At 38.3% G+C, this 11,438-nt stretch carries 11 protein-coding genes and 1 tRNA gene; 6 read left to right on the top strand and 6 right to left on the bottom strand.

Going from position 1 to position 11,438, the window contains the following annotated elements:
* The first annotated feature begins 16 nt into the window (after window positions 1-16).
* Window positions 17-604, top strand: coding sequence for a response regulator transcription factor (locus CXF76_RS05910; protein WP_010553236.1), 588 nt, complete (start codon window positions 17-19; stop codon window positions 602-604).
* Between the two features lie 22 nt (window positions 605-626).
* Here the strand turns inward: CXF76_RS05910 and CXF76_RS05905 are convergent, their stop codons facing one another.
* From CXF76_RS05905 to CXF76_RS05895, 3 genes are all read right to left on the bottom strand, one after another.
* Entirely contained in the window at window positions 627-2,582 is a 1,956-nt protein-coding gene (locus tag CXF76_RS05905; RefSeq protein ID WP_101163256.1) for a bifunctional diguanylate cyclase/phosphodiesterase, read from the bottom strand.
* Window positions 2,582-3,289, bottom strand: a complete 708-nt coding sequence (locus tag CXF76_RS05900) for a transglutaminase-like cysteine peptidase (RefSeq protein ID WP_007583156.1) — start codon at window positions 3,287-3,289, stop codon at window positions 2,582-2,584. The genes CXF76_RS05905 and CXF76_RS05900 overlap by 1 nt, the downstream gene beginning before the upstream one ends.
* 403 nt (window positions 3,290-3,692) lie before the next feature.
* On the bottom strand, window positions 3,693-4,151 hold the full coding sequence (locus CXF76_RS05895) for an LPP20 family lipoprotein (RefSeq protein WP_008168853.1): 459 nt from the start codon (window positions 4,149-4,151) through the stop codon (window positions 3,693-3,695).
* Between the two features lie 140 nt (window positions 4,152-4,291).
* Between CXF76_RS05895 and CXF76_RS05890 the strand changes: the two genes are divergently transcribed.
* Window positions 4,292-5,485 carry a flagellar assembly protein FlgT gene (locus CXF76_RS05890; RefSeq protein ID WP_024609034.1) on the top strand — a complete coding sequence of 398 codons (1,194 nt, stop codon included), beginning with the start codon at window positions 4,292-4,294 and terminating at the stop codon, window positions 5,483-5,485.
* Here CXF76_RS05890 and CXF76_RS05885 read toward each other — a convergent pair.
* Entirely contained in the window at window positions 5,482-6,381 is a 900-nt protein-coding gene (locus CXF76_RS05885) for a LysR substrate-binding domain-containing protein (protein ID WP_010553232.1), read from the bottom strand. The genes CXF76_RS05890 and CXF76_RS05885 overlap by 4 nt on opposite strands.
* Window positions 6,382-6,493: 112 nt before the next feature.
* On the opposite strand from CXF76_RS05885, the gene CXF76_RS05880 reads away from it, so the two are divergent.
* The 4 genes from CXF76_RS05880 to CXF76_RS05865 all read left to right on the top strand — a co-directional run bounded on the left by CXF76_RS05880 (window position 6,494) and on the right by CXF76_RS05865 (window position 10,544).
* Window positions 6,494-7,222: a glutathione peroxidase gene (locus CXF76_RS05880; RefSeq protein ID WP_010553231.1), complete on the top strand. Its 729-nt coding sequence runs from the start codon at window positions 6,494-6,496 to the stop codon at window positions 7,220-7,222.
* 82 nt (window positions 7,223-7,304) lie between these two features.
* Window positions 7,305-8,753 (top strand): dihydrolipoyl dehydrogenase, encoded by a 1,449-nt coding sequence (locus tag CXF76_RS05875; protein ID WP_024589977.1) that lies wholly within the window; start codon window positions 7,305-7,307, stop codon window positions 8,751-8,753.
* A gap of 144 nt (window positions 8,754-8,897) precedes the next feature.
* Window positions 8,898-9,830: an exopolyphosphatase gene (locus CXF76_RS05870; protein WP_024589978.1), complete on the top strand. Its 933-nt coding sequence runs from the start codon at window positions 8,898-8,900 to the stop codon at window positions 9,828-9,830.
* A 120-nt stretch (window positions 9,831-9,950) separates the two neighbouring features.
* Window positions 9,951-10,544 carry a DUF4303 domain-containing protein gene (locus CXF76_RS05865; protein WP_024589979.1) on the top strand — a complete coding sequence of 198 codons (594 nt, stop codon included), beginning with the start codon at window positions 9,951-9,953 and terminating at the stop codon, window positions 10,542-10,544.
* Between the two features lie 77 nt (window positions 10,545-10,621).
* Here CXF76_RS05865 and CXF76_RS05860 read toward each other — a convergent pair.
* Window positions 10,622-10,696, bottom strand: a tRNA-Arg gene (locus CXF76_RS05860).
* A gap of 72 nt (window positions 10,697-10,768) precedes the next feature.
* Window positions 10,769-11,437, bottom strand: a complete 669-nt coding sequence (locus tag CXF76_RS05855; protein WP_101163255.1) for a FlgO family outer membrane protein — start codon at window positions 11,435-11,437, stop codon at window positions 10,769-10,771.
* Window position 11,438: the final 1 nt, after the last annotated feature.

Raw genomic sequence — 11,438 nt, 5'->3', positions numbered from 1 at the left:
TATAAATGGAGAAGTAATGCGCCAAAGTATTTTTATTACACAGCCTGAATTTGAATCGAAACACTGGCATACAGCGTTTCCTGGTTGTTTGATATTCACAAAAGAACCACACAGAGTCACGGCATCAAGTATTATTTGGGTTTTAGCCGGCACACCTAATTGGCTTGAGCTTGTTAAAAAGTATTCTCAGCAACGTTTACTGGTTATAGTTATGACTAACGAACTAGAAATAAATCAACTAAGAAGTGCGCTTGAAGCAGGAGCTAGGGGGTACGTAGAAGCACTCGCTACTAAAGTAATTATTGAACAAGTACTTGAGACAATTTGTACTGGCGGAATATGGTTACCAGGACAATTACTATCTAACTTAGTAGGAGCTTTATCAAATACACCGTTTAAATATGCGAGCACATGCGAGCTTGATGTACTCACAAAGCGAGAACGTCAAGTAGTTGATATTGTTGTAACAGGTGCAACTAATAAGCAAGCTGCAGAATCTTTAAATATTACAGAACGCACAATTAAAGAGCATATGAGCTCTATATTTAATAAGCTAAAAGTTCGCGACCGTATTCAATTAATGTTAGTTGTAAAAGGGCATTAACCGCACCGTTAACGCCTATTACTTACTCTTTAATAACCCCATCAAAACCTAAGTTAATAAGCGTATCTATATCATCTTGGCTTGTTACACCTTGAGCCACCACTTTAATGCCAATAGAATGCGCTAACGTGCACACTCCTCGCAGAAATGTTTGGTTATCTTGGCTGTAACTAATATTGTGTCCGTAAACACTATCAACCTTAATCATTTCAAGACCAAATTCCTGAATTTTATTAATTTTAGTAAATTCAGGGCCCACACGTTTTAATGCTACCTTAGCGCCCATACATCGAGCCTGCTCACAAAAATCTTTAAATATCTCAATTTCGCTAACGGCAATACTTTCACGAATATCAAAACAAATTTTAGAGGCTAAATCAGGAAACGCCGAAAGGTACGTAAGAATCGAAGCAAGTGCAGCATCATCAAGTAACGTTTGAGCAGATAATTCAACCGAAATCAGTTCACTTGGTGGCTCAATACTATAATGAGCCACCAACGCCTTAATTAAACCCCAATCTAAACGCGCTAATAACTTTAATCGGTTAGCCCACTGGTAGTAGTAACTAGCACGGTATACTTGCCCACCAAGCTTTAGGCTCAACCCTAATTGATTTTGCATTACCTGCCCTGTAAAGCTCGTTACTGGGTAAGTATTTATTTCTAAATTATTATTGTTGAGTGCCTCTTCTATGGCATTTTTCCAGCTAGTTGCATTATCAAACAGCTCACTTTCTTGCTTGATTTGAGCTACTTTTGCTTGTACATCAGATTGTTTACCCGATGATTTTAAAAGTTCATCCGCACGCTTTAATACATCAAATCGCGTGTCGTCTTTTTGAATATAAGTACAGCTGTGAGGTATCGCTAGCTTAACGTTTTTATACTCTTCAACAAACGATTGATGCATCAATAAAATACGTTCACTGATTACTTGAATATCATCAATATCACTAAATAAAACGGTAAAATCGCTGTGAGAAATACGTGCAATGTAATTTTCAGAAAAGTGTTCTTGGTTGCTCTCTAAGAAGCTAACCAACATCTGTGAAAATCGACGTAGAAAGTTAACCATTTCTACTCGTCCCACTTCCTCACTTACGCGATCGAGGTTAACAACCCTAAATAAAAATAAGGCACCATGGGCATGATCTTTCGATTTTTGTAAGTGAGCCTCAAGCGTTGCACCAAAGTATTCTCTATTTGCTAAACCAGTTAGCTCATCGTGTTGCGATTTAAATCTAAGCTCTTCTAAACGTTTATTATCTTCTTTAATAATACGGCTAAAACGGGTAGATAATTGGTTCATTGATTGCACTAAACGCGCAAACTCAAAAGTGCGCGGAACGCTCGATTTTATAAAACGTTTTTCACCAAATGCATTAGCCTGATACACAACATCATCTAGTGGTTTTAATATCCTACTTAAAAAGTAAGCACTAACTATACAAGCAAAAAAAGCGACAATTAAAAAACTAAAAAATAATTTAAGCGCACTTTCCCATAAGGCTTGCTCAGCATATTGACTATGGCTTTCTATAAACAAAGTACCAAACTGCTGCCAACCATCATTTACTTGCCCAACCCCTGACTGTACATTTAATCCATACATTGATCTAAACCACTGCGGAGCCGTCGCTTTAAGTTCATCGGTAAACGTGCGTTTAACAATCACCTCACCATTAGGGTTTTGTAGTTCTATTCGCTTATAGTGACCGGTATCAAATGTGGCCGATACTAATAACTCAAGCTCAACGGGGTCTTTGTCTAATTGGCTGATCATTAACGCGAGTGAACTGGCGTTATCTACATTTTTTAAGTACAGCTGGGTCGAAAAATAACTTTTAGCCGAATTAGTGCTAATTAAAACACTACTTATAAAGCCTACAAAAATAACAATTAATAATGCAATCCACAGCTCTTGCCTGAGTGTTATTTTTCGTTTTTTAAGATACTTAGATAAGGAAAATGATGCCATTACCACATAACTCCTTCTTTGGTTGTCTGCTCCAAAATTTTACGCCAGCGTGAAAGTCTTGCTGTTGGGCTGGCTACACTTTTGGTTGAATTATTAGCCCATAAACCTTGGCTGTTAAAGCTAAAAACAGGGCTTAAATCTACACGTTTTGCAGCAGGTAAAACCTTTGTTATTAAACTGTCTAAAATAAGTGGCTGAGCGTTTGGTGTAGCAAAATAACCTAACACCATATGTGCTTGCGTTTTGTTAGTGCCCGCAATTTTTGCTTTTACATAAATAAGGCGTAACTTGTCGTCACTCACCCCTAGGGCTCTCAAGCTTATATACTTTGCTATTGCGTAATCTTCACAATCACCTAGGCCTCTGCCTAACGTTTCTAAAGGGGTTGCCCAATAATCATTTTGTTTCCAAAGCAAAATATCAGTTTGATAGCGTAAATTACGCGCAAAAAAATCATTAACAATAAGAATTTGTTGTTGCTCTGGTTTGTTTTGAGTTTGTACCAACATACTTTGCCAGTTACGTGCAACAGCCGCTCGCGCAGGTCCATATTTTTGACCCATCAGCTCAATAAAGGTATTAAATTGAATAGTTAGTCGGCTTGCAAGCACACCACTAGAGAGTACAAAAAACAGTAATAGGTAGCGCAAATTGGCTTTGCACCATATAAATAATTTAGGATTTAAATAAGTTGGCTTAAACGCCATTTACAGAGCCACTGTTAATATAAGTGGCAATAAAATACATCTGTTGAGCACTACGCAATCTGCTTAAAAATTAATCCTAACAACAGCATAGCACTCAATATAAGAGGATGAGATATTTTGAATAACTTTTTTAATCATTAGGGCGTGTTGACCTTTGTGGATTGAGATTTGTTCAATCTAGGGGCGATTAAATCGCGGCGCGAGGTTTGTAACCTAGTGGGCTAAGTAAAAACCGAGCAACAAAGAGTTGATCGTCCCTAGAAAGAACCCAAAGGGCAGCGCATGTTTGGTATTTATACTACGTTATCGCCTATTCATCGAGAATAACCACACTACATAGGCTCCGCCTTGCCTAAAAACCAAACATACTGCTGCAAATTCACCCACCAAAGATCAACACGCCCTAGTAATAAGTTACTTTTTTAACTTCGCGTGGTTTTACTTCACCTATGTATAAATCGTGCACACGCTTCATATTAAGCTCAAGCTCGGTCACGTAAGTGTCATCTACTGCGTAAGTTTTAATTATTTGTGCACCTTTAATAAGCCCCTGCACTTTACTTTCTAAGTAATCGTCTTGAGCAATTGAACCTTCCACCGTTGTTCCGGCGGTAATTTTTTGCCCATATACTTGCTCAGTAAGCTCGCGGTAAGCCTCAAGCTTAGAAGCCTTAATTGCCATAAGTTGTTTTTGCGACGCGTTAGCGCCTTTTTGCAAGCTAATAGGTGCATACCCTATCGCTTTTAAAACGGGGTAATTATTTGGCTCTACATATTTATATTCAACATGCTTATCAAAAACGCTGCTACAACCACCTAAGGTTAAACACCCAAGTGTAATAAGTAATGAAATTGCTCGCATAGCATTTAGCCCTTGTATAGTAATTAGCAGTACATATGCACGTTTAATGCCATTTATAGCATTACTAATAATTACCAAATAACATTGGTACAGTCCTTGCTCTACTTAGTTAATAGCTAACGTTTAATTGGAGTAAAAGTATGAAGTCGTTTTTATTATTGGCATTTGCAGGGTTAAGTGCAACGGCATTATTAACCTTCTCCCCTTTTACTAAAGCGCAGTGGTATGAATCAACAGGCCATGCGAACGTTCAAAATGGTGATACGAGCGCAGCTAAATCTGCCGCTATAAAAGATGCGATTACACAAGCGCTAGTGTTCTCTGGCGCACGGGTTAGCTCTGTACAAACCTTAGTAGATGGCGTGTTAATGCAAGATCAGCTAAAAATTAGCAGCCACGGCGAAATTCAAAAAATTGAACTGATCAGCGAAAATAAATACGACAATAAATTTGCGATTACATTACGACTCGATATTTTTTCTCAAACAGAGCAATGCCCACAAAATAGTTTTAATAAGTTTGTGGCCGTTACACAAAGCCAACTTGTTCATCGTGAACACGCCAAAATGGGTCAAATATTTGACGTAAGCAAAGCGATTAGCAAAAATATTTTTACTTCCCTGCAAAAATCAAAAATGAGCGCAGTACCTATTGCTTACTATAATAATGCAATAAGCGTTGATAAATACTTTTCGCAGCAGCACGACTATTCAAACGCTCAATTAGAAGAAATATCTTCGCGAAGTAACGCTCAATATGTTCTGCTTAGCCAAATAACCAGCCTTTCGACTAGCGACAAACTCAATAACGATTATGCATTTTGGCAAGACGAGGCGTATGAGCGCAGTTACAACATTGAGTTTGCACTGTTTGATGGCACTACCTATGAGCAACTTTGGCAAAATAGTTACCATACTCAAGCAATTTGGCCATTTGAAAAAACAACCATAGTTGATGTTAATAGTGATAGATTTTGGCAATCGCCTTATGGGCAAAGCATAACCGATATCAACCAATCAGTAAGTTATGACATTCAAGCAGCTATGGCGTGTTTACCTACTCAAGGTAAAATAATGCATATGGAAAATAGCAAAATCGTTATTAACTTAGGTAAAGCTCATGGGTTAAAAAAAGGCCAAATGCTAAGCATTGCGCACCATAACTATTTAACCGACGCGGCAGGTAATGTTATGCCACACACCATCACCACGCTTAATAAAATTCGCGTAGAGCAGCTTTATCAGCAAACTGCAGTAGCTGTCAGTATTGATGACAAACCACTACCTGGCGTGCAAATTAACGATGTTGTAGAAATAATCAGCCAAGATCTTTAGAGTTTTTTACTCAATTTAGCTTTTAAATTAGGGTGAGCCGATAACCACTCGCCCAATTGTTCTACACCAGATAAATGCGGATAATGCTTTCTGCATGCAAACACCACATTACGCTGCTGATTAGGAAATATAGGCAAGTAATCAATCCCTACACGGTCGGTACATGCCAACTTTGGTACAAATGTAATACCGTCATCCATAGCCACTAACGCTAATAATGTTTCTAAACTATTACCTTTATACTGGTTAGATACATCGACTCCTGCAGAAAAACAAAACTTTTGGGCTTGATCTTTAAAGCAATGGCCATCACTTAACATTAATAGGCTGCATCCTTGAAGATCGCTCAGCGCTACTTTTTTATGCTTAGACAGCGCGTTATCGTGTGATACCGCCACTAAAAAATCTTCTTTGTATAAAGCAACCGTATGGTAATTAATAAGCTCTGGCACATCGGCTAAAATAGCAAAGTCGAGTTCACCCTTGTTTAAAGCTTCTAAAATTGTTGCTGTTTGCATCTCAATAAACGAAAACTGGCTATCAATAAATGCCGCTTTCATCGATGTTAATAACGCAGGCAACAAGTAAGGCGCAATGGTAGGAATAATACCAATAGTTAATTTACCTTGTAGAGGCTCGTTAGAAGTAGCAGCAAGTTCTTTGAGTATTTGCGTTTGTTCTAAAATAATCTCTATTTGCGTCAACAAACGTTCACCTTTTGCTGTTAAGGTAACTTGCTTGGTTGAGCGATCAAACAAAGTAACGCCAAGCTCATTTTCGAGTTTTTTTACTTGACCACTTAATGTAGGCTGGCTTACAAAACATGCATCGGCAGCTTTGCGAAAATGTTTATATTGCGCTATTGCTTTTACATATTCAAAATCTTTTAAGTTCATATTCAGCTCTACGTGATAGTTTATAACTATCAGTTTAATACAAACAAACGATTGGAACTATATTTAATTATTCACCATAATGGCTATCAACAAATCAAGAGGAACAAAAATTATGTTAAACAATATCGAAGGTCAAACAATCCCAAGTGTTACATTTGCAACTCGTCAAAATAACGATTGGAAATCAGTAACAACAGATGACATTTTTAAAGGTAAAACTGTTGTAGTGTTTTCACTACCAGGTGCATTCACACCAACATGTTCATCAACTCACTTACCACGTTACAACGAATTAGCAGGCGTACTTAAGCAAAACGGCGTTGACGAAATTGTATGTTTATCAGTAAACGATACCTTTGTAATGAACGCATGGGCTGAGCATCAAGAAGCGCAAAACATTACTTTATTACCAGATGGCAACGGCGAATTTACTGACGGCATGGGCATGTTAGTAGACAAGAACGACCTAGGCTTTGGTAAGCGCAGCTGGAGATACTCTATGCTTGTTAAAGATGGCGTGATTGACAAAATGTTCATCGAACCAGATTTACCAGGTGACCCGTTTGAAGTATCTGATGCAGACACAATGCTTGATTACATCAACCCTAAGCAAGCTAAACCAGAACCAGTAAGCATCTTTACTAAACCTGGCTGTCCTTTCTGTAAAAAAGCAAAAGAGCTTCTTGCAGAAAAAGGCTTCGCATATGAAGAGATTGTTATGGGTGCAGGCGCATCACTAACAAGTTTAAAAGCTGTATCTGGTCGTGACACTGTTCCACAAATATTCATTGGTGGTAAACACATCGGTGGTTCAGACGACTTAGAAAAATACTTTGCTTAATTAATAAGTAAATTAAATACCTAACGTTAGTAGGTAAAAAATAGGGGCTTTTATGCCCCTATTTATTAGAGGAAAAAATACGATGAAAGAATTGCAAACCGATGTTGTTGTTATAGGCGCAGGCACTGCTGGTTTAAGTGCTTATCGTAATGCTAAACAGTTCACACAAAATGTATTAATGATCGAATCAGGCCCATACGGCACCACATGTGCACGTGTTGGTTGTATGCCAAGCAAGTTATTGATTGCAGCCGCAGAAGCTGCACACGCAATTGAAATGGCTCCTGCATTTGGTGTTCATAGCTCAAAGCCTATCATTGATGGCAAAGCAGTTATGGCACGCGTTAAAAGTGAACGAGATCGTTTTGCAGGATTCGTAGTAGAAGCCGTAGATGAATTACCAGATGGTGATAAAATTCGTGGTTACGCTAAATTTTTAGACACAAACCGCATACAAATAGACGACCACACAATTATTACAGCAAAACGCTTTGTAATTGCCACCGGTTCACGCCCTTCGTACCCAGGCGTATTTAATAACTTTGGCGACAAACTTATTATAAACGACGACGTATTTGATTGGGATGACCTACCAGAATCAGTCGCTGTATTTGGCCCTGGTGTAATAGGTCTTGAAATTGGCCAAGCACTTAGCCGACTAGGCGTAAATGTAAAACTATTTGGTGTAGGCGGCGCAATTGGCCCACTTACAGACCCAGTAGTAAAAGACTATGCAAATACTGTTTTTGCTGAAGAATTTTTTGTAGATACCGACTCAAACGTATCTGACATGATGCAAGTTGGTGACAAAGCACAGCTAACTTACACCGACAAACAAGGTGAAAAACACACCGAACAGTTTGACTACGTACTTGCAGCCACAGGCCGAGTACCTAACGTAGATAAACTAGGCCTTGAAAACACAGGCATTGAACTTGATGAACGCGGCGTACCGCACGCAGACACACACACAATGCAGTGTGGTGAATCGAACATATTTATAGCAGGCGATGCGAGTAACATGCTCCCATTGTTACACGAAGCATCAGACCAAGGTGCTATTGCAGGTCAAAATGCCGGGCGCTTCCCAGATGTGCGTATAGGTCTGCGCAGAGCTAAAATTGCAGCTGTATTTAGCGACCCACAAATAGCAATGGTAGGCGAAAGCTACAAGCAAATTACCGACCGTTTAGGCCCATGTGGTTGTTTTGAAGTAGGCGAAGTCAGCTTTGAAAACCAAGGCCGTAGCCGAGTAATGCTTAAAAACAAAGGTCATATGCGTGTATATGCAGAGCAAGGTACAGGCTTATTTTTAGGTGCAGAATTTATTGGCCCACAAGCCGAACACATCGCTCACTTACTAGCATGGGCTGTACAAAACAAAATGACCGTACCAGAAATGCTTGAGATGCCATTTTACCACCCAGTAATTGAAGAAGGGTTACGTACCGCCCTTCGCGATTTAAACGCCAAACTTAAATTTGGCCCAGACATTGTAAATTCATGTATGGAATGTGGCCCAGGCGCATAAACTATTTGCCACACATACAAACTTGCTAGCAAAAGCCAAAACTAACGTTTTGGCTTTTTTTTATAATTTTTTTAAGCTGACCTCTCAAAAAAAAATTTAGCTGTTACACTTAATTGGTAATTCAATTAAAAAGATGGAATAGCTATGCCCAATAATAAATTTAGACTAGTCACTCGCAGCGATTTTGATGGCTTAGTTTGTGCCGTATTGCTTAAAGACTTAGACCTAATTGACGATATTTTGTTTGTTCATCCAAAAGACATGCAAGATGGCAAAATAGACATTACCGAAAACGATATTACGACCAACCTCCCCTACGTTGCAGGCTGTCACATCGCATTTGATCATCACCTTAGCGAAACCGTTCGTAACTCAAGCGACATAAAAAATCATATTATTGATCCAGAAGCCCCATCAGCAGCTCGCGTAGTTTATGACTATTATGGCGGCGCTGAAAAACTTCCAAATATTTCTGTTGAAATGATGGACGCGGTAGATAAAGGCGATGCTGCTCAGTTTTCAAAAGACGAAATATTAAACCCAACCGATTGGGTCTTAATGAACTTTATTATGGATGCGCGAACTGGACTTGGCCGTTTTCGCGAGTTTAAAATTTCAAATTACCAATTAATGATGAAACTGATTGATGCGTGTAAAGATCAGAGCATCGAAGAAATCCTACAAATGGAAGACGTAGCCGAACGTGTTGCTTTATATAACGAGCATAACGAAAAAGCCAAAGAGCAAATTTCTCAATGCGCTACCGTCCATAAAAACTTAGTGGTCCTTGATTTAACCCAAGAAGAAACAATTTACGCCACAAACCGATTTGTTATTTATGCAATGTACCCCGACTGCAATATCTCGATTCATAAAATGTGGGGCCTTAAAAAACAAAACGTAGTTTATGCCGTTGGTAAATCAATCACTAACCGCAGCTCAAACACGAATGTTGGCGAACTGTGCCTTAAATACGGCGGTGGTGGCCATTTAAATGCAGGTACTTGCCAAGTAGAAACAAGTAAATCTGAAGCCGTACTTAGTGAGCTAATCAATACGATTACAAGTGATGGCTAATATTAACTTACAATAACCAGAGTCATATAATAGCTCTGGTTATTTTATTTTAGTAGAGTGAGCTTTAATCGATCTCTTTTTCATATAAATTTCTGTAATAATAAAAGAAATAATGACCTCATGTTAGATACTAAAAACTTCGAAAAAACACTTTATCAAGATACCAAAAAAGCGTTTAAAAACATTATACAAAAATACGGTAACGATCTTTATGTAATGGGCTTTTACCACACAGGTAGCTACTCACTACTTCCAATGTTTAATACCTTATCGGATTTAAAAAAAGTATTTGAAGAAGAGTACGGCAATGATGTAAGTAGTTTTTACATGGCTAAATGGAATCCAGAAGACTACCCCACGCTTGAGGATTATTCCGAATACTTTGATGAAACAACTCTAGAGTGTCAAAAACTAGAAAACAGCATTGATTTGTTTCAATCAGATATAGAAGCAATGGATAATTGGCATCAATGGCTTACAACCATGGAGAAAGTGCTCATACAATTAGATACCGAAGGAATATTTTCAAATGGTATCGAACGCGAAAAAATTACTTTAGCAATACTCGCCTATAATGAAGAAGAAAGTATTCAATTTAAAAGAATCAAACGACTTAACCCACCAACTGTTCTAGCACAAATTCAAACTGACTTTGAAGCCATGATTACAGAGCGTGAAAAATGCGAGCAAGAAGCTTTAAACGCCTTCAATTAAAAAGTGCAACACTACTACATATACGATATACACAAAGTATAAGGGAGGGAGGTTAAAATATAACTCATTGATTTTATTGGTAGCCCCTGCAAGAATCGAACTTGCAACTGCCCCTTAGGAGGGGGCCGTTATATCCATTTAACTAAGAGGCCACAAATAAGCTGTGTGCTTAGAAGTGTGAATTATAACGGCATCTGGTTTTTTATATCAAGCGACAACTGAACTTAATTGCTTGATAAGTATATATCTTCTTTATTTAGTACATAAATTGGGATTAGTTTTCGACTACTCGCGACGATTTTTTTTGTATGCGCGTTAATTACACGTGTATTTACAACAACAGCATCATGGCGATAAATTAATGTACCCGCTAATACATGGCTCGCCATTTGCTCTTCGCTAAGCTTTTCAATATCGCGCGAAAAAGCAAAATCACCACGGCTATTTACATCTATTGTTTGGGTTGTTTTAAAATCAACCACGCCATAACCAAACTTTTGTAACTGATGAATTAACGTCTCAGATATTTGATTACCCAATTGATTACTTTTAGTAAGCGATGAATCAAGATCGACCAAGGTAGTAACGGCAATATTAATATTGGCGTTGGTATCACTTTCAAACTCAAGCGTATCAACCAAATCAAGCGCCATTTGCTCTACATAGTTAGCAAGTGTTTTATGGTGCTGAAGTGGTGTAAATTGATTGCCGTTAGCATCATCTTGAGTTGATTTTTGCTCGGCTGTTTTAAGCATGCTTGCTAAGTCATAATTTACTTGTGTGGTTGAAGATGCATTCATTTCAGCACTTTCATTATTTTGAGTAAAGGCACAACCAGTTAAATTAGCTAAAGCAAAAAAAACGATAAAGCGGTTAAATAATTTACTATACATA

Origin of the sequence: Pseudoalteromonas sp. 78C3 (assembly GCF_002836695.1) — a bacterium.
Lineage (GTDB): Bacteria > Pseudomonadota > Gammaproteobacteria > Enterobacterales > Alteromonadaceae > Pseudoalteromonas > Pseudoalteromonas arctica.
Note: the sequence above shows the minus strand (reverse complement) of the source record. Positions and strands in the feature narration are given on the sequence as shown.

What these genes read in the sequence shown, in the direction of transcription:
- CXF76_RS05855 (WP_101163255.1), bottom strand. Translation starts at nt 11,437, where the DNA reads ATGTATAGTAAATTATTTAACCGCTTTATCGTTTTTTTTGCTTTAGCT.
- CXF76_RS05910 (WP_010553236.1), top strand. Translation starts at nt 17, where the DNA reads ATGCGCCAAAGTATTTTTATTACACAGCCTGAATTTGAATCGAAACAC.
- CXF76_RS05895 (WP_008168853.1), bottom strand. Translation starts at nt 4,151, where the DNA reads ATGCGAGCAATTTCATTACTTATTACACTTGGGTGTTTAACCTTAGGT.
- CXF76_RS05885 (WP_010553232.1), bottom strand. Translation starts at nt 6,381, where the DNA reads ATGAACTTAAAAGATTTTGAATATGTAAAAGCAATAGCGCAATATAAA.
- CXF76_RS05890 (WP_024609034.1), top strand. Translation starts at nt 4,292, where the DNA reads ATGAAGTCGTTTTTATTATTGGCATTTGCAGGGTTAAGTGCAACGGCA.
- CXF76_RS05905 (WP_101163256.1), bottom strand. Translation starts at nt 2,582, where the DNA reads ATGGCATCATTTTCCTTATCTAAGTATCTTAAAAAACGAAAAATAACA.
- CXF76_RS05865 (WP_024589979.1), top strand. Translation starts at nt 9,951, where the DNA reads ATGTTAGATACTAAAAACTTCGAAAAAACACTTTATCAAGATACCAAA.
- CXF76_RS05875 (WP_024589977.1), top strand. Translation starts at nt 7,305, where the DNA reads ATGAAAGAATTGCAAACCGATGTTGTTGTTATAGGCGCAGGCACTGCT.
- CXF76_RS05900 (WP_007583156.1), bottom strand. Translation starts at nt 3,289, where the DNA reads ATGGCGTTTAAGCCAACTTATTTAAATCCTAAATTATTTATATGGTGC.
- CXF76_RS05870 (WP_024589978.1), top strand. Translation starts at nt 8,898, where the DNA reads ATGCCCAATAATAAATTTAGACTAGTCACTCGCAGCGATTTTGATGGC.
- CXF76_RS05880 (WP_010553231.1), top strand. Translation starts at nt 6,494, where the DNA reads ATGTTAAACAATATCGAAGGTCAAACAATCCCAAGTGTTACATTTGCA.